The 23,013-nt window shown below is 71.0% G+C and carries 21 protein-coding genes; 8 read left to right on the forward strand and 13 right to left on the reverse strand.

Annotation, left to right across the window (positions count from 1 at the left end):
• Positions 1 to 109 precede the first annotated feature (109 nt).
• Genes ACZ4XX_RS22515 through ACZ4XX_RS22535 form a run of 5 tightly spaced genes read left to right on the forward strand, consistent with a single transcriptional unit; the run spans position 110 to position 5,087 of the window.
• Positions 110 to 928, forward strand: a complete 819-nt coding sequence (locus ACZ4XX_RS22515; protein WP_468509646.1) for an ABC transporter ATP-binding protein — start codon at positions 110 to 112, stop codon at positions 926 to 928.
• Positions 925 to 1,791 (forward strand): ABC transporter ATP-binding protein, encoded by an 867-nt coding sequence (locus ACZ4XX_RS22520; protein WP_468509647.1) that lies wholly within the window; start codon positions 925 to 927, stop codon positions 1,789 to 1,791. The genes ACZ4XX_RS22515 and ACZ4XX_RS22520 overlap by 4 nt, the downstream gene beginning before the upstream one ends.
• Entirely contained in the window at positions 1,788 to 2,678 is an 891-nt protein-coding gene (locus tag ACZ4XX_RS22525; protein ID WP_468509648.1) for a branched-chain amino acid ABC transporter permease, read from the forward strand. The genes ACZ4XX_RS22520 and ACZ4XX_RS22525 overlap by 4 nt, the downstream gene beginning before the upstream one ends.
• Positions 2,671 to 3,825, forward strand: a complete 1,155-nt coding sequence (locus ACZ4XX_RS22530; protein ID WP_468509649.1) for a branched-chain amino acid ABC transporter permease — start codon at positions 2,671 to 2,673, stop codon at positions 3,823 to 3,825. The genes ACZ4XX_RS22525 and ACZ4XX_RS22530 overlap by 8 nt, the downstream gene beginning before the upstream one ends.
• Positions 3,822 to 5,087, forward strand: a complete 1,266-nt coding sequence (locus tag ACZ4XX_RS22535; RefSeq protein ID WP_468509650.1) for an ABC transporter substrate-binding protein — start codon at positions 3,822 to 3,824, stop codon at positions 5,085 to 5,087. The genes ACZ4XX_RS22530 and ACZ4XX_RS22535 overlap by 4 nt, the downstream gene beginning before the upstream one ends.
• A gap of 13 nt (positions 5,088 to 5,100) precedes the next feature.
• Here ACZ4XX_RS22535 and ACZ4XX_RS22540 read toward each other — a convergent pair whose 3' ends face one another.
• A complete protein-coding gene (locus ACZ4XX_RS22540; protein ID WP_468509651.1) occupies positions 5,101 to 5,946 on the reverse strand; it encodes an NAD-dependent epimerase/dehydratase family protein in 846 nt (281 codons plus the stop codon).
• A 59-nt stretch (positions 5,947 to 6,005) separates the two neighbouring features.
• On the opposite strand from ACZ4XX_RS22540, the gene ACZ4XX_RS22545 reads away from it, so the two are divergent.
• The gene (locus tag ACZ4XX_RS22545) at positions 6,006 to 7,040 is read left to right on the forward strand and encodes a GNAT family N-acetyltransferase (protein ID WP_468509652.1); all 1,035 of its coding nucleotides are present in this window, start codon (positions 6,006 to 6,008) and stop codon (positions 7,038 to 7,040) included.
• 70 nt (positions 7,041 to 7,110) lie between these two features.
• Here the strand turns inward: ACZ4XX_RS22545 and pssA are convergent, their stop codons facing one another.
• The 9 genes from pssA to ACZ4XX_RS22590 all read right to left on the reverse strand — a co-directional run bounded on the left by pssA (position 7,111) and on the right by ACZ4XX_RS22590 (position 18,118).
• Positions 7,111 to 7,977: a CDP-diacylglycerol--serine O-phosphatidyltransferase gene (gene pssA / locus ACZ4XX_RS22550; RefSeq protein WP_229315557.1), complete on the reverse strand. Its 867-nt coding sequence runs from the start codon at positions 7,975 to 7,977 to the stop codon at positions 7,111 to 7,113.
• Positions 7,970 to 8,626, reverse strand: coding sequence for a phosphatidylserine decarboxylase (locus ACZ4XX_RS22555; protein WP_030320136.1), 657 nt, complete (start codon positions 8,624 to 8,626; stop codon positions 7,970 to 7,972). The genes pssA and ACZ4XX_RS22555 overlap by 8 nt, the downstream gene beginning before the upstream one ends.
• 169 nt (positions 8,627 to 8,795) lie before the next feature.
• Positions 8,796 to 10,001, reverse strand: a complete 1,206-nt coding sequence (locus ACZ4XX_RS22560; protein WP_015037484.1) for an acyl-CoA dehydrogenase family protein — start codon at positions 9,999 to 10,001, stop codon at positions 8,796 to 8,798.
• A 2-nt stretch (positions 10,002 to 10,003) separates the two neighbouring features.
• Entirely contained in the window at positions 10,004 to 10,528 is a 525-nt protein-coding gene (locus tag ACZ4XX_RS22565; protein ID WP_229315537.1) for a MaoC family dehydratase, read from the reverse strand.
• A gap of 5 nt (positions 10,529 to 10,533) precedes the next feature.
• Positions 10,534 to 11,499: an HpcH/HpaI aldolase/citrate lyase family protein gene (locus ACZ4XX_RS22570; RefSeq protein WP_073907415.1), complete on the reverse strand. Its 966-nt coding sequence runs from the start codon at positions 11,497 to 11,499 to the stop codon at positions 10,534 to 10,536.
• Positions 11,496 to 13,517: a protein meaA gene (locus tag ACZ4XX_RS22575; protein ID WP_468509653.1), complete on the reverse strand. Its 2,022-nt coding sequence runs from the start codon at positions 13,515 to 13,517 to the stop codon at positions 11,496 to 11,498. Before ACZ4XX_RS22575 ends, ACZ4XX_RS22570 begins: the two co-directional genes overlap by 4 nt.
• A 14-nt stretch (positions 13,518 to 13,531) precedes the next feature.
• Positions 13,532 to 14,869, reverse strand: coding sequence for a crotonyl-CoA carboxylase/reductase (gene ccrA / locus ACZ4XX_RS22580; protein ID WP_468509654.1), 1,338 nt, complete (start codon positions 14,867 to 14,869; stop codon positions 13,532 to 13,534).
• Positions 14,870 to 15,390: 521 nt separating this feature from the next.
• Positions 15,391 to 16,221: a TetR family transcriptional regulator gene (locus ACZ4XX_RS22585; protein ID WP_030320147.1), complete on the reverse strand. Its 831-nt coding sequence runs from the start codon at positions 16,219 to 16,221 to the stop codon at positions 15,391 to 15,393.
• A gap of 115 nt (positions 16,222 to 16,336) precedes the next feature.
• On the reverse strand, positions 16,337 to 18,118 hold the full coding sequence (locus ACZ4XX_RS22590) for a 3-hydroxyacyl-CoA dehydrogenase family protein (RefSeq protein WP_468509655.1): 1,782 nt from the start codon (positions 18,116 to 18,118) through the stop codon (positions 16,337 to 16,339).
• Between the two features lie 303 nt (positions 18,119 to 18,421).
• Here ACZ4XX_RS22590 and ACZ4XX_RS22595 point away from each other — a divergent pair, with 303 nt between their 5' ends.
• A complete protein-coding gene (locus tag ACZ4XX_RS22595) occupies positions 18,422 to 19,024 on the forward strand; it encodes a HEAT repeat domain-containing protein (RefSeq protein WP_468509656.1) in 603 nt (200 codons plus the stop codon).
• On the opposite strand, the gene ACZ4XX_RS22600 is transcribed toward ACZ4XX_RS22595, so the two are convergent.
• From ACZ4XX_RS22600 to ACZ4XX_RS22610, 3 genes are all read right to left on the reverse strand, one after another.
• Complete coding sequence (locus tag ACZ4XX_RS22600) at positions 18,995 to 19,471, reverse strand: RidA family protein (protein ID WP_468509657.1); 477 nt, start codon at positions 19,469 to 19,471, stop codon at positions 18,995 to 18,997. The genes ACZ4XX_RS22595 and ACZ4XX_RS22600 overlap by 30 nt on opposite strands.
• Before the next feature lie 77 nt (positions 19,472 to 19,548).
• Positions 19,549 to 21,141 (reverse strand): alpha/beta hydrolase, encoded by a 1,593-nt coding sequence (locus tag ACZ4XX_RS22605; protein WP_468509658.1) that lies wholly within the window; start codon positions 21,139 to 21,141, stop codon positions 19,549 to 19,551.
• Positions 21,142 to 21,257: 116 nt separating this feature from the next.
• Positions 21,258 to 22,289 (reverse strand): Rv2578c family radical SAM protein, encoded by a 1,032-nt coding sequence (locus tag ACZ4XX_RS22610; RefSeq protein ID WP_468509659.1) that lies wholly within the window; start codon positions 22,287 to 22,289, stop codon positions 21,258 to 21,260.
• A gap of 147 nt (positions 22,290 to 22,436) precedes the next feature.
• Between ACZ4XX_RS22610 and ACZ4XX_RS22615 the strand changes: the two genes are divergently transcribed.
• Positions 22,437 to 22,880, forward strand: coding sequence for an SRPBCC family protein (locus tag ACZ4XX_RS22615; protein ID WP_073907439.1), 444 nt, complete (start codon positions 22,437 to 22,439; stop codon positions 22,878 to 22,880).
• The last annotated feature ends 133 nt before the right edge of the window (positions 22,881 to 23,013 follow it).

A 23,013-nucleotide genomic window follows, 5' to 3' on the forward strand; every position in this document is an offset into this window, starting at 1 on the left:
GCGATTCGGCCGCGGGCCGTGGACGCGCGGTCCGGCGCGGTGTTGGGGTGAGCGCCATCGAACGGCCGAGTAACAAGGATCGGTCCGGCAAGACCGGAAAAGGGGAACCATGGGAGGTACCGCACCCGCCCTCGAGGTGACGGACCTGACGGCGGGATACGGACCGGTGCACGCCTTGCGACGGGTGTCGCTGACCGTGCCGGCGGGTGAGGTCGTCACCGTCCTCGGGGCCAACGGGGCCGGCAAGTCGACGCTGCTGCGGGCGGTCTCGCGCACCCTCCGGTTCCACGGCGGCGCCGTGGTCTCCGGCACGGTGAGCCGCGACGGCACGCCGCTCGACGGGCTGCCGCCGGACCGCGTCGTCGCGGCCGGCGTCTCCCAGGTGCCGGAAGGCCGTCAGGTCTTCGCCCGGATGACGGTCGAGGACAACCTGCGCGCCGGAGCGCTCGGCAGCCGCGGCGGACGGGCGGCCAGGGCGGCCTCGCTCCGCCGGGTCCACGAGCTGTTCCCGGTGCTCGCGGAGCGGGCCCGCCAGCCCGCCGGGCTGCTCTCGGGCGGCGAGCAGCAGATGCTGGCCGTCGGCCGCGCCCTGATGGCCGCGCCGGGCCTGCTTCTGCTCGACGAACCCTCGCTCGGGCTCGCGCCGTTGATGGCGGCCCGGATCGCGGACGCCGTCCGGGAGATCAACGCCCAGGGCACCGCGGTGCTGCTCGTCGAGCAGAACGCGGCGCTCGCCCTGCGGCTCGCCTCCCGGGCGTACGTCCTGGAGGTCGGAGAGGTCACCCTCTGGGGCCCGGCCGCCGAACTCGCCGCCTCCGACGAGGTACGCCGCCGCTATCTGGGCGTGGTCGACGAGGACGCCGCCGCCGACGCGGCCCGCGCCCGCACCGCGCACCCGGTCCTGTCCCGCTGGGAGGAGAACAGATGACGACACCGCCCTCGCCACCGGGCCCCGCAACACCACCCGCCTCCGACGTCCCCGCCACCGACGTCCCCGCTCCCGACGTCCCCGCTCCCGACGTCCCCGCTCTCGAAGTCCGCGGTCTCACCGTCCGCTTCGCCGGCCTCACCGCCCTCGACGCCGTCGACTTCACCGTCCGGCCCGGCACCGTGCACGCCCTCATCGGGCCCAACGGCGCCGGGAAGTCCACCTGCTTCAACGTCCTGTCCGGTGTCTACCGCGCCACCGAGGGCTCCGTCCGCCTCGGCCCGCACGAGCTGACCGCCCTGCCCCCGCACCGGATCGCGGACCTCGGCGTCGGCCGGATCTTCCAGAACCTGGCCCTGCCGCCCCGCGCCACCGTCGAGGACAGCCTGATGCTCGGCCGCCACCGGCTGACCCGCACGGGCTTCGTCGCCGCCGGGCTCCGCCTCCCCTCCGCCGCCCGCGAGGAGGCGCGCCACCGCGCCCGGGTCCGGGAGATCGCCGCCTTCGTCGGCCTGGAGCAGCAGCTCGCACGGCCGGCGGGCTCCCTCCCGTACGGGCAGCAGAAGCTCGCCGAACTGGCCCGCGCCCTCTGCATGGAGCCGAAGCTGCTGCTCCTCGACGAGCCCGTCGCCGGGATGACCGCCGACGAGCGGCGCCGCACGGCCTCGGTGATCGCCGGGGTCCGCGACAGCCTGGGCATCTCGGTGCTCCTCGTCGAGCACGACATGGGCCTGGTGATGCGGCTCGCCGACTCCGTCACCGTCCTCGATTTCGGCCGCCGGATCGCCGACGGGGCACCCACCGACGTCCAGAACGACCCGGCGGTCGTCCGCGCCTACCTCGGAGAGGAGTCCGCCGCGTGAGCACCTTCGCCGAGTTCCTGATCAACGGCATCTCACTGGGCTCGATCTACGCCCTCATCGCCCTCGGCTTCGTGGTCATCTTCCGGGCCACCGAGGTCGTCAACTTCGCCCACGCCTCGCTCCTCCTCGCCGGTGGCTACGTCACGGCCGTCCTCCACGACGAGATCGGCTTCTGGCCCGCCCTGCTCGCCGGCATCGCGGGCGCGGCGGTGGTCGGCGCGGCCGTCGAGTTCCTCGTGATGCGCCGCCACCGGGGCACCGACCACAGCGTCCTCGCCATCGTCACCATCGGCGTCGACATCCTCCTCGCCACCGAGCTGACCCGCCGGATCGGCACCGACATCCTCTCCCTCGGCGACCCGTGGGGCGATGCCGTCGTCACCGTCGGCGGGGTCACCATCGCGGAGACCAGGATCGCCGCACTGCTCGCCGCGGCCCTCCTCATCACCGCGTTCCTGCTCGCCTTCCGGTACACGTCCTGGGGCGTCGCCATGCGGGCGGCCGCCGAGAACCAGGAGACGGCGGCCCTCATGGGCATCCGGCTCGGCCGGGTCTCGATCGGCGCCTGGGCGGTCGCCGGCGGTCTCGCCGCCGTCGCCGCGCTCTTCCTCACCGTCTTCCCGACCCCGGGCCTCGAGCGGGCCACCTCGCTGGCCGCGCTCAAGGCCTTCCCCGCCGCCATCCTCGGCGGCCTCGACTCCACCACGGGCGCCCTCGTCGGCGGCCTCCTCGTCGGCGTCACCGAGTCCCTCGCCACCGGCTACCAGGGCGACCTGGCGTTCCTCGGCCGGGGGATCGGCGACCTGGCCCCGTATCTCGTCATGGTCGCGGTGCTCCTGATCCGCCCGGCCGGACTCTTCGGCACGAAGGAGCTGGCCCGTGTCTGAGACCCTCGCCCGGAGCGGCCTGCGGGTCGGCAGTCCCGCGGTGTACGGAGGGGCCGCCGCCTGCCTCGTCCTCCTGGTCCTGCCGTTCTACCTGGACAGGTTCTGGCTCCAGGCCGGCCTGTTCGCCATGGCCGCCGCCCTCGGCGCGATCGGCATCAACCTGCTGACCGGTGCCACCGGGCAGCTCTCCATGGGGCACGCCTTCTTCCTCGCCGTCGGCGCCTACGGCTACTGCGCCTTCGCCGGGGACGGCGCGGACGGGCTCGCCGGACTCGGCCTGCCCGGCTGGCTCGCCGCCGTCCTGGCCGTGGCCCTCTCGGGCCTGGCCGGCGGGGTGTTCAGCCCCATCGCGGGCCGGCTGCGGGGCGCGTACCTCGGCATCGCCACCCTCGCGCTGATCTTCATCGGCCAGCACGTCCTCTTCAACGCCCATGACCTCACGGGCGGCTACAACGGCCGCGCGGTCCCGCCGCTCTCCCTCTTCGGGCTCACCTTCGACGACACCGAACTCCTGGTCGCCCAGGTGCCGTTCGGGGCGGTGGAGAAGCTGTGGTACCTCGGTCTGATCCTGCTCCTCGGCGGGGTGCTCTTCGCCCGCGGCGTCCTCAGGGGCCGCCCCGGACGGGCGATGAACGCCATCCGCGACCACCGGATCGCCGCCGGCGTCATGGGCATCCCGGTCGCCCGCTACCGCGCCGCCGTCTTCGTCCTGTCCTCGATGTACGCGGGCCTCGCCGGCGTGCTGCTCGCCCTGGTCTTCCAGCGCACGGTGCCGGAGTACTTCGGCATGGCGCTCTCCCTCGAATACCTCGCCATGATCGTGATCGGCGGTCTCGGCTCGGTCGCGGGAGCGGTCGCCGGCGGCGTCTTCGTCTCCCTCCTGCCCCAGCTCCTCAACCGCTACAGCGACGCGCTCCCGCTCGTCTCCGCCCCGGGAACGGGCGGCATCGCACCGGGGGAGGCCGCGCGCTACCTGTACGGCGCCGCCGTCGTCGCGGTGGTGCTGTTCCTGCCCGGAGGCCTGGCCCGGCTGGCCGCCCGGCGGACCGGAGAACCCGGAAGCGGCAAGAGCCCCAAGATCCCCATACACACCCCGAGCACCCCGAACACCCCGACCACCACCGAACCCTCAGGGGAGTCACGATGAACCACAGACGACAGGCCGTGCGGGGCCTGGCCGCCGCGCTCGCCGCGCTGGTCGCCCTCACCGCCGCCGGATGCAGCTCCAAGGCCAAGACCGGCGACGGCAAGCAGACCGACGCGGGCGGGGTGAAGACCGGCAAGGGCGTCACCGACAAGACGATCGCCCTCGGCGCGCTCACCGACATGACCGGCGTGTACGCCACCCTCGGCAAGAGCGTCACCCAGGCCCAGCAGCTGTACGTGAAGCAGGTCAACGCCGCCGGCGGGATCTGCGGCCGGCAGCTGGAGCTGACGGTCCGCGACCACGGCTACGACCCGCAGAAGGCGCTCGCCGCCTACACCGAACTGGAGCCGAAGGTCGTCGGCTACGCCCAGTTCATCGGCTCCCCGTTCGTCGCCGCCGTCAAGCCCAAGGTCGACGGACTGGACAAGGGCCTCGTCCTCCCGCAGGCCTGGTCGGCCTCGCTGCTCGGCTCCCCGTACATCCGCGTCCTGGGTGCCACGTACGACGTGGAGACCATCAACGCCGTCGACTTCCTGCTCAAGGAGAAGGGCCTGAAGTCGGGCGACAAGCTCGGCCACGTCTACTTCGAGGGCGACTACGGAGAGAACGCCCTCAAGGGCTCCAAGTACGCGGCGGAGAAGGCGGGCCTGACCGTCGTCGAACAGAAGATCAAGCCCACCGACAACGACATGTCGGCGCAGGTCGCGGCGCTCAAGCAGGCCGGGGTCAAGGCCATCGTCATCAGCGCGGGACCCCGCCAGGCCGCCTCACTCGTCGGAGTCGCCGCCGCCACCGGCCTGAAGGTCCCCGTCGTCGGCAACAACTCCGCCTTCGCGCCGCAGCTGCTCGGCACCCAGGCCGGCCCCGCCCTGGAGAAGATGTACTGGTTCGCCTCCCCGAGCCTCCCCATCGGCGCGGACACCCCGACCGCGAAGAAGCTCGTCGCGGACTACAGGGCCGCCTACCCGAGCGACTCCCTCGACAACGGCATCGTCGCAGGCTGGACCGCGGCGAGCGTCTTCGGCGAGGCGCTGAAGAAGGCCTGCGAGAACAAGGACCTCACCCGCGACGGCGTCGACAAGGCGCTCCTGACGCTGACGTCCTACGACGCCGGCTTCGGGATGAGCCACAACCTCGGCGACCCCAAGGCCCCGTCGTCCCGGGAGTCCGTCATCATCCAGCCCGACAAGAAGGTCGCCGGCGGCATGCGCACCGTCCGGCAGCCCTTCGTCGCGGACGCCGCGAAGTCGTACACCCCGTAACGGGTCGGCAGGGTCAGTCCGGGTCCCGGTCCGCGAAGCCCGTCCGCCAGGACGGGTGGGCCGGGGCCCAGCCCAGGGCACGGGCCCGGGCGTTCACCGCGCCCCGGGCCCAGGGCGCTCCGCCCTCGCTCCGCGCCGGGGCGGGGACCCCCAGGGCCTCCGCGAGGACCGGCAGCCAGGCATGCCCGGGCGCGGGCTCGTCGTCCACCACGTTGTACGCGCCCGAGGGCCACGCCAGCGCCCGTACGGCCGCCTCGGCCGCGTCGGCCACGTGCACGAAGGAGCTCACCGCGTCGTCGGCCGCCGTGCTCCCGAGGAACCGGGCCGCCGGGTTCCCGGCGAGCGCGGCGGCCACGGCGCCGCCCGGCGCGTACCAGGTGCCGGGCCCGTACAGGATGCCGTACCGCAGCACGACCGCCTCGGGGAGCTCGGCCACCGTGTCCTCCAGGGCCCGCACCCCGGCGACGATCCGCGACCGGGGCGGCTCGTCCGTCGGGTCGAGCGGTACGGACTCGTCGGCGGGTCCGTCGCCGGGGACGTACGCCCAGCTGATCGACTGCGCGACGATCCGGCCGACGCCCGCCGCGCGCGCCGCGTCCACCAGGTTCCGGGTGCCCTCGATGCGTACGCGGTTGTTCGCGGCCCCGTCCGCCCCACCCAGGTCCGTGAGCTGATGGAGCACGGCGTCCGGCGCCGCTCCGGCCACCGCGCGGCGCACCGCCGCGGCGTCGAGGACGTCCACGGGGTTCGGACCGCGTCGCGACAGACCCACGACCTCGTGGCCGGCCGCCTCCAGGCGTGGCACGAGCTGACGACCGACGGCGCCCGTGGCGCCCGCGACAAGTACACGCATACCCATGATCCACAGCCTAGGAGATCGTCACACGCCCGAAACAACGTGGTGTGAGGCTGAAGGCCATGAACGCATCGATCGAGGAGAACCGTTCCCACCCGCGCCTTCCCGACCTGCTCGGCGCCTACCATCTGGCCAACCAGGCCGAGAAGGGGACGCCCGTGGCGGCGGTCGCAGCGCTGCCGGCCGTATACCGGAGCGAGGCCGAGGACCCGGCAGCCGCCTTCACCGCCGACACGGTCCTGCTCGCCACCCCGCCCGGCGACGACCTCCCGGCCGGCTGCGTCGTCCTCAAGGCCCCGTACGGGGGCGGGGCGCCCGAGATCAAGCGGCTCTGGGTGGCGCCCGAGGCCCGTCGCAAGGGGATCGCGAGGGCCCTCATGGCCGAGGCCCTGCGCCGTGCCGCGGCCTCCGGAGCCTCCGCCGTACGCCTCACCGTCTGGAACTGGCGGGAGGAGCCCCTGGCCCTCTACCGCGGTCTGGGCTTCGAAGCCGTCGCCTCCTGGGACGAGCGGCCCGACCTCCTGTGTCTGGAGAAGAGGCTGGAGACGGCCTCGCGGCGGAGGCCGGCCTCCGCCGACCGCATCGCGCGGCTCACCCCCGACGAGGTCCGCGCCCACGCCTCCGCCGGTCTCGCCGCGCTCCTCGTCGACGCCGTGGACTCCGGCGCCTCCGTCGGCTTCCTGGCGCCCCTGGCGGCCCCCGAAGCGGCCGCCTGGTGGGAGCGCGTCGCCGAGGAGGCGGCCGAGGGCGTACGGGACGTCTGGGCGGCCCACGGCCCCGACGGGGGCCTCACCGGCGTCGTCACCCTCGTCCGCGGCGGCGCGGCCAACGGCAGGCACCGCGGCGAGATCGCCCGCCTCCTGGTCCACCGCTCGGCCCGGGGCGGAGGCCTCGGACACCGGCTGCTCGCCACGGCCGAGGCCCACGCCGCCGCCACCGGCCTCGGCCTGCTCGTCCTGGACACACAGACCGACAGCCCGGCCGAGCGCCTCTACCGGGGCGCGGGCTGGACGGCCGCCGGCACGATCCCGGACTTCGCCGCCGATCCGGCGGGCGTCCTGCGCGCGACCACGCTCTACTACAAGCGCCTCGGCTAGTCCGGGGGAACGGAAAGGGCCCCGGAGGCGACATCGCCTCCGGGGCCCTTCTCGTCTGTACGTGTCTGCGCTACGGCAGCTGCGCCGCACGCGCCTCCCGGCTCTCACGCCGGTTGCCGCGGAAGGTGTTCACCCGACGGGCCGTCGCGAAGAGGGGGATCACGGCGCCCATCACGACCTGGAGCGCGCACCCGGTCTGGAGCAGGAACTGTCCGCCCGGAGCGTCGAAGGCCCAGGCCGCCAGCATGCCCATCGCACCGACGATCCAGCTGAGCATCGCCACCGCGAGGATGCCCCGCGGCTTGGGGTACTCGACCCGGCTCACCATCAGCCAGGCGACGCCGATGATCGCGAGCAGCGTCGGGATGAACGGCAGCTCCAGGAGCACGATCGAGACCACCGTCAGCGCACCGAAGGGGCTCGGCATGCCCTGGAACATGCCGTCCTTCATGGTCACGCAGGAGAATCTCGCCAGCCGCAGCACCACCGCGAGCAGCACCACGATCGCGGCCACCGCCGAGACCTTCTGCTGCGCGCCGGGCGTGACCATGCCGTACACGAGTACGAAGTAGGCCGGGGCCAGACCGAAGCTGATCAGGTCCGAGAGGTTGTCGAGCTCGGCGCCCATCGGGGAGGAGCGCAGCTTGCGCGCCACGATGCCGTCGAACAGGTCGAAGATCGCCGCGGCCAGCATGAGGATCACGGCGGTGGCGGCGCTGTTGCGCGCCATGCCGGTCTCCGTGCTGCCCGTGAGGTGCGGGATGAGGATGCCCGTGGTGGTGAAGTACACCGCCATGAATCCACACGTGGCGTTACCGAGCGTGAGGGCGTCCGCTATGGACAGCCTCAACGACAGCGGCATCTCCTCGGCCTCTTCGGACCCTTCCGTATCGGTGCCGGCGACCCAGTCGGCGGCCCGTGTGTCGGGATCAATCACGGTCAATGCGAGTCACCCCCGCTGTGGTGGCCTGGCCGACCTCGACGGCGACCTCGACACCCTCGGGGAGGTAGATGTCGACGCGCGAGCCGAAGCGGATCAGACCGATGCGGTCACCCTGCTCGACCTTGGTCCCCTGCGGGATGTACGGCACGATGCGCCGGGCGACGGCGCCCGCGATCTGCACCATCTCGATGTCGCCGAGCTCGGTGTCGAAGTGCCAGACAACGCGCTCGTTGTTCTCGCTCTCCTTGTTGAACGCCGGGACGAACCCGCCGGGAACGTGCTCCACGGACGTCACGGTGCCGGCCAGCGGCGCGCGGTTGACGTGGACGTTCAGCGGGCTCATGAAGATGGCGACCCGGGTGCGTCCGTCCTTCCACGGCATGATGCTCTGCACCACACCGTCGGCGGGGGAGATGACCCGGCCCTGAGCGATCTCACGCTCGGGGTCGCGGAAGAACCACAGCATGCCGGCCGCGAGCGCGGTGGTCGGCACGGCGATGGCCGCGGCCCGCCTCGACTTGCGCGCGCGCACGAGGCTGAGCGCCGCGGTGGCGACGGTCGGCAGAAGCCACGGCGATGCTCCGCGCGCGAGGCGTACGCCCGTGAGGCTGTCGCGGTGTGCAGAGGTTTGGCTGTGGGGCATGGATGACCTTCGTAGCGGATGATGCCGCACTGGCAACGGGGGACGGCGGCTTTCCCTCGATGCTATCGGTTGCGGGGCGCAACTGGGTAAGCCAGGAACCGAGTCGACGGCCGGAAGACGAACACAGGGTGTGATCTTCTTCGCGGCCAAAACGACTCAAAACCGACAATCAACCCTGGAATCGGTACTCCTCGAGCAGCCGACGACCAATGATCATTTTCTGGATCTCGGCGGTACCTTCGCCGATGAGCAGCATCGGCGCCTCGCGGTAGAGGCGCTCGATCTCGTACTCCTTGGAGAACCCGTAGCCGCCGTGGATGCGGAAGGCATCCTCGACGACCTCCTTGCAGTATTCGGAGGCGAGGTACTTCGCCATCCCTGCTTCGAGGTCGTTTCGTTCCCCGGAGTCCTTTTTGCGTGCTGCATTCACCATCATCGCATGAGCGGCCTCGACCTTGGTAGCCATCTCGGCCAGCTTGAACTGAATCGCCTGGTGCTGAGCGATCGCCTTGCCGAAAGTGTGACGTTGCTGGGCATACGAGACACCGAGCTCGAAGGCGCGCTGAGCGACGCCACAGCCACGGGCCGCCACGTTCACGCGGCCGACCTCGACGCCGTCCATCATTTGGTAAAACCCTCGGCCGGTGACCCCGCCGAGGACCCGATTGGCCGGAATGCGCAGTCCGTCCATGATGAGTTCGGTGGTGTCGACGCCCTTGTAACCCATCTTGTCGATCTTCCCGGGGATGGTGAGGCCGGGGCGGACCTCTCCGAAGCCGGGCTCCTTCTCGACGAGGAAGGTCGTCATCGACTTGTGGGGGGCGGTGCCCTCCGGGTGTCCTTCGTCACTTCGGACGAGAACGGCGACCAGCGTCGACGTTCCGCCGTTGGTCAGCCACATCTTCTGGCCGTTCAGGACGTACTCGTCGCCGTCCTTGACCGCCTTGGACGTGATCGCCGACACATCCGAGCCGAGGCCCGGCTCCGACATCGAGAACGCGCCACGCGTCTCGCCGGCCGCCATCCGCGGAAGGAAGTAGTCCTTCTGCTCCTGGGTGCCGTGCTGCTTCAGCATGTACGCCACGATGAAGTGCGTGTTGATGATGCCGGAGACCGACATCCAGCCACGCGCGATCTCCTCCACGCACAGCGCGTAGGTGAGGAGCGACTCACCCAGACCCCCGTACTCCTCGGGGATCATCAGACCGAAGAGGCCGAGCTCCTTGAGCCCGTCGACGATCTGCTGGGGGTACTCGTCGCGGTGCTCCAGCTCGGTGGCGACCGGGATGATCTCCTTGTCGACGAACTCCCGGACGGTCTTGAGGATCTCCTGCTGGACGTCCGTGAGCCCGGCGGTCTGGGCGAGTCGGGCCATGGCTACTTCTCCGTCTTCTTGGCGGGCTCGATCAGCTCGGGGCGGCCGGGCTGCTCGCCGCCGCGCTCCTTGATGTACGTCTCGGTGGGGACCATCACCTTGCGGCGGAAGACACACACGAGGGTGCCGTCCTGCTTGTAGCCCTTGGTCTCGACATAGACGATGCCGCGGTCGTTCTTCGACTTCGACGGGGTCTTGTCGAGGACCGTGGTCTCACCGTAGATCGTGTCGCCGTGGAAGGTCGGCGCCACGTGCCGCAGCGACTCGATCTCCAGGTTGGCGATGGCCTTGCCGGAGACGTCCGGCACGGACATGCCGAGCAGCAGCGAGTAGATGTAGTTGCCGACGACGACGTTCTTGCCGAAGTCCGTCGTGTTCTCGGCGTAGTTCACATCCATGTGCAGCGGATGGTGGTTCATCGTCAGCAGACAGAAGAGGTGGTCGTCGTACTCGGTGACCGTCTTCCCGGGCCAGTGCTTGTAGACGGCACCGATCTCGAACTCTTCGTACGTGCGGCCGAACTGCATCGGACTCAGGCCTCCGGGATCTCGAACTTGCTGGTGCGCTGCATGCCGGCGGCACGGCCCTTGCCGGAGATGACCAGGGCCATCTTGCGGGAGGCCTCGTCGATCATCTCGTCGCCGAGCATCGCGGAGCCCTTCTTCCCACCCGCCTCGGACGTGTAGTAGTCGTACGCGTCGAGGATCAGCTCGGCGTGGTCGTAGTCCTCCTGCGAGGGCGAGAAGATCTCGTTCGCGGCGGCGACCTGGTCCGGGTGGAGCACCCACTTGCCGTCGAAACCGAGGGCGGCGGCGCGCCGGGCGACGGCCTTGTAGCCCTCCTGGTTGCGGATCTGCAGGTAGGGGCCGTCGATCGCCTGGAGGTTGTTGGCGCGGGCGGCCATCAGGATGCTCATCAGGATGTGGTGGTACGCGTCCGCCGGGTAGCCGGGCGGCTGCTCGCCCACGACCAGCGACTTCATGTTGATGGAGGCCATGAAGTCGGCCGGGCCGAAGATGATCGTCTCGACGCGCTGGGAGGCCTGCGCGATCGCGTTGACGTTGTTCAGGCCCTGGGCGTTCTCGATCTGCGCCTCGATGCCGATCTTGCCGACCTCGAAGCCCATCGTCTTCTCGATCTGGGTCAGCAGGAGGTCGAGCGCCACGATCTGCTGGGCGTCCTGGACCTTCGGCAGCATGATGCAGTCGAGGTTCTGGCCGGCGCCCTCGACGACGGTGACGACGTCACGGTACGTCCAGTGGGTCGTCCAGTCGTTGACGCGGACGACACGGGTCTTGCCGGTCCAGTCGCCCTCGTTCAGGAACTTCACGATGGTGTGCCGGGCCTCGGGCTTGGCCAGCGGGGCGCACGCGTCCTCCAGGTCCAGGAACACCTGGTCGGCGGCGAGGCCCTGGGCCTTCTCCAGGAAGCGCGGGTTGGAACCGGGGACCGCCAGGCAGGAGCGGCGCGGACGCAGGCGGTTCACGGGGCTGGTCATGCGGGGACCTCCGTACTTTCAAGGGGGTGGAGCTTGTTCGCTGTCCGGATCTCGTCGACGATACGTCCGATGATCTCCGTGATACCGAAGTCCTTCGGTGTGAAGACGGCGGCCACACCCGCACGCTTCAGTTCTGCGGCGTCGGCGTTCGGGATGATTCCGCCGACGATGACCGGCACGTCGGTCGCGCCGGCCTCGCGGAGGCGGTCGAGGACGTCCGGGACCAGCTCGGAGTGCGAGCCGGAGAGGATCGACAGACCCACGCAGTGCACGTCCTCCGCGAGGGCCGCGTTCACGATCTGCTCGGGCGTCAGCCGGATGCCCTGGTAGACCACCTCGAAACCGGCGTCACGCGCGCGTACGGCGATCTGCTCGGCCCCGTTGGAGTGCCCGTCCAGGCCCGGCTTGCCGACGAGCAGCCGCAGCCGCCCGACGCCCATCTCCTCGGCGGTCCGCGCCACCTTGTCCCGTACGAGGGCCAGCGGCGTGCCCGCCTCGGCCGTCACCGCGACCGGGGCCGAGGACACCCCCGTCGGGGCGCGGAACTCGCCGAACACGTCCCGCAGCGCCCAGGACCACTCCCCGGTCGTGACGCCCGCACGCGCGCACTCCAGGGTGGCGGCGAAGAGGTTGCCGTCACCGGCAGCCGTCGCCTTCAGCGTCGCCAGGGATTCCTGGGCGCGGGTCTCGTCGCGGTTGTCGCGCCACTCGTGGAGGGCCGCGACCACCCGCGCCTCGTTCGCCGGGTCCACCGTCATGATCGCGGTGTCCAGGTCGGCGGTGAGGGGGTTCTCCTCGGTCGCCTGGAAGATGTTGACGCCGATGATCTTCTCGTCGCCGGCCTCGATCCGGGCGCGCCGCTCGGCGTGCGAGGAGACGAGCTGCGACTTGAGGTAGCCGGACTCGACGGCGGCCATCGCGCCGCCCATCTCCTGGATGCGCTCGATCTCGGCCAGGCACTCCTCGACGAGCGAGTCGACCTTGGCCTCGATGACGTGCGAGCCGGCGAAGATGTCCTCGTACTCCAGGAGGTCGGACTCGTGGGCGAGGACCTGCTGGATGCGGAGCGACCACTGCTGGTCCCACGGCCGGGGCAGGCCGAGCGCCTCGTTCCAGGCGGGCAGCTGCACGGCACGCGCGCGGGCGTCCTTGGAGAGGGTGACGGCCAGCATCTCCAGGACGATCCGCTGGACGTTGTTCTCCGGCTGGGCCTCGGTCAGACCGAGCGAGTTGACCTGGACGCCGTAGCGGAACCGGCGCTGCTTCTCGTTCTCGATGCCGTACCGCTCGCGGGTGACCTTGTCCCAGATGCGGCCGAAGGCGCGCATCTTGCACATCTCCTCGATGAAGCGGACGCCCGCGTTCACGAAGAAGGAGATACGGGCGACGACCTCGCCGAAGCGGTCGGCCGGGACCTGTCCGGAGTCCCGTACGGCGTCGAGCACCGCGATCGCGGTGGACATCGCGTACGAGATCTCCTGGACCGGAGTGGCCCCGGCCTCCTGCAGGTGGTAGCTGCAGATGTTGATCGGGTTCCACTTCGGGATGCTGTTCACCGTGTAGGTGATCATGTCCGTCGTGAGGCGGAGGGAGGGGCCGGGCGGGAAGACGTGCGTCCCGCGCGACAGGTACTCCTTCACGATGTCGTTCTGGGTGGTGCCCTGGAGCCGGGTGACGTCCGCACCCTGCTCCTCCGCCACCACCTGGTAGAGCGCCAGGAGCCACATCGCCGTGGCGTTGATGGTCATCGAGGTGTTCATCTGGTCCAGGGGGATGTCCTGGAACAGCCGCCGCATGTCACCGAGGTGCGAGACGGGGACGCCGACCCGGCCGACCTCGCCGCGGGCGAGGATGTGGTCGGGGTCGTAGCCCGTCTGCGTCGGCAGGTCGAACGCGACCGAGAGGCCGGTCTGACCCTTGGCGAGGTTGCGTCGGTACAGCTCGTTGGACGCCTCGGCGGTCGAGTGACCGGCGTACGTCCGCATGAGCCACGGCCGGTCCTTCTGGCGCTCAGTCATCTATGGTCCCGGGCTCAGATGTTGCGGAAACGGTTGATGGCGTCGATGTGCTGGGCGCGCAGCTCCGGGTTGCGGACGCCGAGGCCCTCCTGGGGCGCCAGCGCCAGGACGCCGACCTTGCCCTGGTGCAGGTTGCGGTGCACGTCGTAGGCGGCCTGGCCGGTGTCCTCCAGGGAGTACACCTTGGAGAGCGTCGGGTGGATCTTGCCCTTGGCGACCAGACGGTTCGCCTCCCACGCCTCGCGGTAGTTGGCGAAGTGGGAGCCGATGATGCGCTTGAGCGACATCCACAGGTAGCGGTTGTCGTACTCGTGCATGTAGCCCGAGGTGGAGGCGCAGGTGGTGATGGTGCCGCCCTTGCGGGTGACGTACACGGAGGCGCCGAAGGTCTCGCGGCCCGGGTGCTCGAAGACGATGTCGATGTCCTCGCCGCCGGTGAGCTCGCGGATGCGCTTGCCGAAGCGCTTCCACTCCTTCGGGTCCTGGGTGTGCTCGTCCTTCCAGAACTTGTAGCCTTCGGCGTTGCGGTCGATGACCGCCTCGGCGCCCATGGCCCGGCAGATGTCGGCCTTCTCCGGCGAGGAGACGACACAGATCGGGTTGGCGCCGCCGGCCAGGGCGAACTGGGTGGCGTACGAGCCGAGTCCACCGCTCGCGCCCCAGATGAGGACGTTGTCGCCCTGCTTCATGCCGGCGCCGTTGCGGGAGACGAGCTGGCGGTACGCGGTGGAGTTGACGAGGCCCGGGGACGCCGCCTCCTCCCAGCTCAGGTGGTCGGGCTTCGGCATCAGCTGGTTCGACTTGACCAGCGCGATCTCCGCGAGGCCGCCGAAGTTGGTCTCGAAGCCCCAGATGCGCTGCTCGGGGTCGAGCATCGTGTCGTTGTGGCCGTCCGAGGACTCCAGCTCGACCGAGAGGCAGTGCGCGACGACCTCGTCACCGGGCTTCCACGAGTTCACGCCGGGGCCGGTGCGGAGCACGACGCCCGCGAGGTCGGAGCCGATGATGTGGTACGGCAGGTCGTGGCGCTTGCTGAGGTCGCTGAGCCGGCCGTAGCGCTCCAGGAAGCCGAAGGTCGAGACGGGCTCGAAGATCGAGGTCCAGACCGAGTTGTAGTTCACGGAGCTTGCCATGACGGCGACCAGGGCCTCGCCCGGGCCGAGCTCGGGCAGTGGCACGTCGTCAAGGTGCAGCGACTTGCGCGGGTCCTTGTCGCGGCTGGCGAGCCCGGCGAACATCTCCGTCTCGTCCTTGTGGACGGTGACGGCGCGGTACGACTCGGGGAGCGGGATGTTCGCGAAGTCGGCGGACGTGGAGTCCGAGGACTGGATCGCGTCCAGGATGTCCTTCACGGGGTTGCCTCCGGCGGTGCGGCGTCCTGAGGGGAGGACGCGCTGAGGGTTACGTCTGGGGCTGCTGCTGTGGAGGTGTGCCGTCGGTTCGGCGGGGTGGTGCGGGCTGCGCCTGGTGGGCGCGGTGGTTGCCTGTGACGCAGGCGTCCGGGCGCACAATCACGATCGCTTGTGGGGACAGCCGGCGCACGAGGAGACCTCTGCGCGCCGACCGCCCGGACAACATCAACGTATGGCACGGCGTGTCACGTGACAAGGCACTGCGTGCCAACAATTTCACTCATATGCAATCTGCCGGTCACATGTGAGCGATGATCGATCGAATCGCAGGTCAAAACGGACGAAGGCCGCCCAGGAGATCGGGCGAAGGCCGCGCCGGAGAGCGCACGAAGGATGCCCACGGGAACGGACGAAGGACGCCCACGGGAACGGACGAAGGACGGCCCGGGGAACGCGAGAAGGCCGCCCCGGAGAGGGGCGGCCTTCGTCGTGACACGCGCGGATGAGGGGGCGGACTCCGGTCAGCTCTTCGTCAGCGCCTGCTGGATCGTGCGCATGACCTCGTCGAGCGGCGCGTCCGTCCGGGCCACGGCGACCACCACGTCGCCCGTGGTGGAGGCCCGGACGGCCGGGGCCGGCTCGGTGGTCCCCGGGGAGGATGAGGAAGGGGCCGGGCGGCCCGCGCCTATGCCCGAGCCGAAGGTCTCCCGGACGATGGCGAAGGCGTGGTCCAGCTGGCTCTCCACGTCGCCCTGACCGCCCGCCCGCAGCCAGCGGCGCAGGACGTGGTTGTGGGCCGTGACGACCGCGGAGGCCGCCACCTCGGCGAGCAGCGGGTCGTCGTTCCCGTCGTGGTGGTCGCGCTCGTCGAAGTGGCCGAGCAGATAGCGGGTGAACAGCCGCTCGTAGCGGGCCACCGAGGCGATCTCCCGCTCCCGCAGGGTCGGCACCTCTCGCGTGAGCCGGTAGCGCTCCACGGAGACCGCGGGGGAGCCCGCGTACATCTTCATGACTTCCTTGATGCCCCGGCACACCGTGTCGAGCGGGTGCTCGTGCGGCGGGGCCGCGTTCAGCACCGCCTCGGCCCGCACCAGGGTGTCGTCGTGATCAGGGAAGATCGCCTCTTCCTTGGAGCGGAAGTGGCGGAAGAACGTCCGTCGCGCGACCCCGGCCCGGGCGGCGATCTCGTCGACCGTCGTCGCCTCGTACCCCTTGCTCGCGAAGAGCTCCATCGCGGCCGTGGCGAGCTCCCGGCGCATCTTGAGCCGCTGCGCGGCGGCACGAGTGCCCGCCGCGCTCTCCGGAGCATCGGACGGGGACGTGGCACGGGGTGTCTTCGCGGCCTTGGGCATGGTCCGAACGTACTGCATCGGAGGGGGAGTGTGCCCAGGTGGGGGCGGGGAGCCCCCCGGGACACCGACGGTGCCCGGAGGGCTCAGCAGACCACCCCAGCCGGCCGCTCCCGGCTCAGCGTCGGGCATATTCGCGGAAGCCGCGCCCCGTCTTGCGACCCAGGCAGCCGGCCGCCACCAGGTGCTCCAGGAGCGGGGCCGGGGCCAGGCCCGGGTCCCGGAACTCGCGGTGCAGCACCTGCTCGATCGCGAGCGACACGTCCAGACCGACCACGTCGAGCAGCTCGAACGGGCCCATCGGGTAGCCGCCGCCCAGCTTCATCGCGGCGTCGATGTCGTCCAGGGTCGCGTAGTGCTCCTGGACCATCTTGATCGCGTTGTTCAGGTACGGGAAGAGCAGCGCGTTCACGATGAAACCGGCCCGGTCGCCGCAGTCCACCGGGTGCTTGCGGATCTTCGTGGTGACCTCGCGGACGGTCGCGTGGACGTCGTCGCCGGTCAGCACCGTGCGGACGATCTCGACCAGCTTCATGGCCGGCGCCGGGTTGAAGAAGTGCATCCCGATGACGTCCTGCGGGCGCGAGGTGGCGCGGGCACAGGCGACGACCGGCAGCGAGGAGGTCGTGGTGGCCAGCACCGCGCCCGGCTTGCAGATCTTGTCGAGCCGCGCGAACAGCTCCTGCTTGACCTCCAGGTCCTCGGCGACCGCCTCCAGGGCCAGGTCGACGTCGGCGAAGGCGTCCAGCGTGCCGGCCGGGGTGATCAGGGCCAGCGTGGCGTCGCGCGCCTCGCCCGTCATCCGGCCCTTGTCGACCGAGCGGGCCAGCGACTTGGCGATCCGGGCCTTCGCCGTGTCCGCCTTCTCCTGGGAGCGGGCGGCGAGGACGACCTGGTACCCGGCCTTCGCGAAGACCTCGGCGATGCCGGAGGCCATGGTGCCCGAGCCGGCGACGCCGACCGAGCGGATCTCGCGGCCGCCTGCGGCCTCCGCGGAGCCCAGCGGGGTCAGCGCGTCCCGCACGACCTCGCCGGAGCCCGGCGCCTCGTACGTGTAGAAGCCGCGGCCCGACTTGCGGCCGGTCAGGCCCGCCTCGCTGAGCTGCTTGAGGATCGGGGCCGGGGCGTGCAGCCGGTCGTGGGAGTCCGCGTACATGGCCTCCAGGACCGTACGGGCCGTGTCGACGCCGATCAGGTCGAGCAGCGCCAGCGGGCCCATCGGCAGACCGCAGCCCAGCTTCATCGCCGCGTCGATGTCCTCGCGGGAGGCGTACTTGGCCTCGTACATGGCGGCGGCCTGGTTCAGGTAGCCGAAGAGCAGCCCGTCCGCGATGAAACCGGCCCGGTCGCCGACCGCCACCGGCTCCTTGCCCAGGTCGAGGGCGAGCTGCGTGACGGCCTCGACGGCCCGCGGGTCGGTCAGCACGGACGAGACCACCTCGACCAGCTTCATGGCCTGGACCGGGGTGAAGAAGTGCAGGCCGAGGACCCGCTCGGGGTGCGCCGAGTCGGCGGCGAGCCGGGTGACGGAGAGCGCGTTCGTGCCGGTGGCGACGATCGTGCCGGGCCGGACGATGCCGTCGAGGGCCCGGAACACCTCCTGCTTCGCCTCGTACGACTCGGGCACGACCTCGATGACGAGGTCGGCCTCGGCGGCCGCCTGGAGGTCGGAGAAGGTACGGAAGCGGGCCAGGACGTCCTGCCGCTCCTCCTCGGTGATCCGCTCGCGGGCCACCGCACGGGCGGTGGAGGCCTCCAGGGCGGCGACGGCCTGGGCGGCGGCGGTGTCGCTGATGTCGATGCCGATGACCTCGCGGCCGGCCCGGACGAGGACATCGGCGATACCGGTGCCCATGGTGCCGAGACCGACGACGGCGATGGTGGAGAGAGGGGTGTCCATCAGGGGACTCCTGAGAGGAAGAGTGACGACTGAGGGCAGTGCGCGCACGAAAGGGCGCGGGAAAGAGCGAGGGCTCTGCCCGGAGAAAGGGCGATGCCCTGGAGGAAATGGGGCGACGGACTCTGTCCCGGAGTCACGTCGAAACTGCCGAACCGACCAACACCCACAACGGCTGCGTCACCAGGCCGTTGTGAGAAGCGCGGGGGGTGCCCCGCTCACCTGAGACTAACCGGCGGGTAACGAGCGCGCCAGTCCCGGGAAGTTGAGGAAAATGTGATCTGGATCGCGGATAGGCTCGGATTCATGGAATACGCCGAGGATCCGGAATTCTGCTCGATGATCGATCGATTGCGGGACGAGATCGGGAATGACTCCGGAACCGTTCCGGCGACATTCGAACAGCTGGCGGAAACCACCGATCCCGAGGAACTGCACCACGTCCTCACCGCACCCGGGCAGCCCCTCTGGGCCCGCGAGATCGCCGCCTACGCCCTCGGCGTCACGGGCGACCCCCGCGCCTTCGAGGCTCTGGTGCTCCTCCTCAACCACCGCGACCCGGAGCGCTGCGTCACCGCCGCCCACGCCCTGACCCGGCTCGGCGACCCCCGTACCGCCCGGGCGGCAGCCGCCCTCGCCACCAACGAACTCCGCGTCGCCTACGCCCTGCTGCCGATCCGGCTGCTGGCCGCCCTCCGCGCCCCCGAGTCCGTACCCGCGCTGATCACCGTCCTCGAAAGGCGGCTGCCCGCCGACGACCCCCACTGGCGGGTCGGCCTCGCCTGCGTCGAGGGTCTGGGTGCCCTCGGCGACCCCCGGGCCCGCCCCGCTCTGGAGGCCGCGCTCCCGCACCCCCGGCTCGGCGCTGCGGCGGAGGCGTCACTGGGCCGAATCGGCACCACCCACTGAGCGGAGCACCGGGCCGCCCGCGCCGGCGGCCCCGGAGTCCGGCCTCCGCTCCGGCACCAGCGCGAACGCCTCGATCTCCACGAGCAGTTCCGGGCGGACGAGCGCCGACACCTGGACCGCCGAGCTCGCCGGCAGCGGAGCTCCCGCGAAACGGGCGTCCCTCGCCTCCCGTACGGCCGGCAGATGGGCGACGTCCGTGACGAAGTACGTCAGCTTCACCACGTCCTGGAACCCGGCGCCCGCCGCCGCGAGGCAGCGGTCCAGGTTCGCGAAGACCTGACGGGCCTGCGCCACCGCGTCCCCCTCGCCGACCACCGCGCCCGAGGCGTCGAACGCGCACTGGCCGGATATCGCGACGAAGCGGCCCGTTCCCCAGACGACGTGGCTGTACTGCGGGCTGGCGGCGATCCCGTCGGGAGCGGGTACGTGGGTCAGGTGGCTCGTCATGCCCCACATCCTCGCCGACGGCACTGACAATGCCCGCGCCCCGGGGGGTGCGGGCATCGTCGGGCGTCCGGGTGCCGTCAGCGCACGTGACCGAGGAACCCGTGCAGCGCGCCGCCCGCGGATTCGGCGGCGGTCGGCGCGGAGCGGGTCACCGGCTCGGGCTTCGGCTCCGGCAGCGTCGCGCAGGCCGCGTCCACCTCGGCGTCGCCCTCGGCGCGCGGGACCTTGCCCGTGGCGAGGTAGGTGGACAGGTGCCCGTCCATGCAGTCGTTCCCGCCGAGGGTCACGCCGTGGTTCCCGCCCCCCTCCTCCACGACCAGGCTGGAGCCGTGCATGAGCCGGTGCAGGGCGACCCCGCCCTCGTACGGCGTCGCGGCGTCGTCCGTGGCCTGGAGGATGAGCACCGGCGGCACCTGGTCGTTGCTGACGTCCGGCGGGGTCAGCGAGTCCACCGGCCAGAACGCGCACGGCGCGTTGTACCAGGCGTTGTTCCAGGTCGAGAAGGGTGCCTTGGCGTGCACGTCCCAGTTGTCCTTGCGCCAGACGCTCCAGTCGCGGGGCCAGGCCGCGTCCCGGCACTGCACGCTCGTGTAGACCGAGTAGCCGTTGTCGGCCGCCGCGTCGGCCTCGCCGTACCGCTCGTACGCCTCCGTGAGGGGCACCGCGTCCGCGTCGTTGACGTACGCGGCGAACGCCTTCGCGAGGCGGGGCCAGTAGCCGTTGTAGTACCCGCCGGGCAGATAGGTGTCCTCCAGCTCGCCCGGCCCGACCTTCCCGCCGGCCGGCTTCGTGCGCAGCGCGTCGCGCATCCGGTACCAGGCCGCCTCGACCTCCGCCGGGTCGGTGCCCAGCTTGTACACGGAGTTCTGCCTGGCCACCCAGGCCATGAAGTCCTTGTGCCGGGTGTCGAAGGCGTAGTCCTGCGCGATGTTGTCCTCGTACCAGACGCCGTGCGGGTTCACCACGGAGTCCAGTGCCATCCGTCGCACCCGGTCCGGGTGGAGCCGCGCGTACACGGCCCCCAGGTAGGTGCCGTACGAGTAGCCGAGGTAGTTGATCTTCTGGGCGCCGAGCGCGCGCCGGATGACGTCCATGTCCCGGGCGGTGCTCACGGTGTCGATGTACGGCAGCACGTCCGCGTACTTCTTGCCGCAGGCCGAGGCGAAGGCCTGGGCCCGCTCGATCGCGAGCCGCTCGCCCGCGGCGTCGCCCGGTACCGAGTCCGGGCGGACCGGGTCGAAGTGGCCGGGCCTGCAGTCGAGCGCGGGCTCGCTCTTGCCGACCCCGCGCGGGTCGAAGCCGATCACGTCGTACTCGGCGGCCACCTTCGGAGGCAGCGAGGACGCCACGTACCCGGCCATGCCGCGTCCGCTGCCGCCGGGCCCGCCCGGGTTCACGAGCAGCGGCCCCTGGAAGGTCTTCGCGGTGTGCGGGATCCGGGTGAGGGCGAGCGTGACGGTCCGGCCGGCCGGGTCGTCGTGGTTGAGCGGCACCCTGAGGGTGGCGCACTGGAGCTTCGGATACGCCTCGGTGGCGCAGCCGGTCCAGGCGAGCGTGGGGAAGGGACGGGGGGCCGGTTCACCGGCGCCCGCGGGGGCGGCGGGCAGGACGGTGACCGTCCCGGCGACCAGCGCTCCTGCGGCGATCAGCATTCCTGCGCGTGGGGTCATAGGGCGTTTGTGTCCCGAACCGGCCTGGAGAGGACCTGTTTCCCGAAGACTTGACCCGAACGGAGGGGGATCCGACGGCGTGTCAGGTGACCGGTCCGATGATCGGAGGAGCCTCCTCAGAGGAGGGTGAGCTGCTCGGGGGCGGCCGCGAGGGGCGGTTCCTCCGGTACGGGTGTCCGGCGCGTCGCGCCCCGGTGCGCGGGGCCGATGCCGAACTCGGCGGCCAGCTCGTGCACCTGACGGGTGATCCGGCGCTGGTACCACGTGGGCGCGTAGGCCCCGTCCGCGTACATCCGCTCGTACCGCCGCACCAGGTGGGGGTGGTGGCGCCCCAGCCACTGCATGAACCACTCGCGGGCGCCCGGCCGCAGGTGCAGCACGAGCGGGGTGACCGAACTCGCCCCGGCCTCGGCGACCGCGCGGACCGTGTCGCGCAGCTGCTCGGGCCGGTCGCCGAGGAAGGGCACCACGGGGGCCATCAGGACCCCGCAGTCGATGCCGTGCGCGCCGAGCGTCCGGACCACGTCGAGCCGGCGCTGAGGGGAGGGGGTGCCGGGCTCGATCGTGCGCCACAGCTCCTGGTCGGTGAAGCCTACGGAGACGGAGATGCCGACCTCGGTGACCCGCGCGGCCTGGGTGAGCAGCTCCAGGTCGCGCAGGATCAGCGTGCCCTTGGTGAGGATCGAGAAGGGGTTGGCGCGGTCGCGCAGGGCGGTGAGGATGCCCGGCATCAGCCCGTAGCGGCCCTCGGCCCGCTGGTAGCAGTCGACGTTGGTGCCCATCGCGATGTGCGCGCCCTGCCAGCGGGCGGAGGAGAGCTGGCGGGCCAGGAGCTCCGGGGCGTTGATCTTGACGACGATCTGGGAGTCGAAGCCGAGCCCGGTGTCGAGGTCGAGATAGCTGTGGGTCTTGCGGGCGAAGCAGTACACGCATGCGTGTGTGCACCCCCTGTACGGATTGACCGTCCACTCGAACGGCATCCGGGAGGCGCCGGGCACCCGGTTGAGGATCGAGCGGGCCCGTACCTCGTGGAAGGTGATGCCCCGGAACTCGGGGGTGTCGAAGGTCCGGGTGGTCACCGCGTCCGTACCGAACAGGGCGATGTCGGCGGGAGCGGCGGGGGTGTCGCCCAGATTGTCCCAGCGCATGGGCGCCTCCTCGATGGCTCGGCGTCGACCGTTCGCTCAGAATAGAACACCTGTTCCCTTGATCGTTGCAACCCGGATTTCGCGCCCCGGAGCCCACGTGGTTCTCTAGGCCCACACCCCTGAGGAACCACGAGCTGGAGGAAGTCAATGGCGCAGGTCGAGGCCACCACGGAACGGATCATCGCCGCCGACGCGGAGACGGTGTTCGACGCGCTGGCCGACTACAGCGGCACGCGCGCGAAGCTGCTCCCCGAGCACTTCAGCGAATACGAGGTGCGCGAGGGCGGCGACGGCGAGGGCACCCTCGTCCACTGGAAGCTGCAGGCCACGAGCAAGCGCGTCCGCGACTGCCTCCTGGAGGTCACCGAGCCCACCGACGGACAGCTCGTCGAGAAGGACCGCAACTCCTCCATGGTCACCACCTGGCTCGTGACCCCCGCCGGCGAGGGCAAGTCCCGCGCCGTCGTCACCACCGTCTGGGACGGCGCCGGCGGCGTCGGCGGCTTCTTCGAGCGGACCTTCGCACCCAAGGGCCTCGGCCGGATCTACGACGCCGTTCTCGCCAAGCTGGCGGACGAGGTCGAGAAGTAACGCCCGGAGCGTTCACCGATTCGAGTGGATCGCCCGCACCCCCGTAACGGCGCCCCCTGTGCGCCGGGGGCGCGGGCCCCCTCGTAAACACGCTGATGAGCGACGCAAGTGCGCCGTACCGCAGGGCCGTTCG

The organism is Streptomyces sp. NPDC029956 (assembly GCF_055574655.1).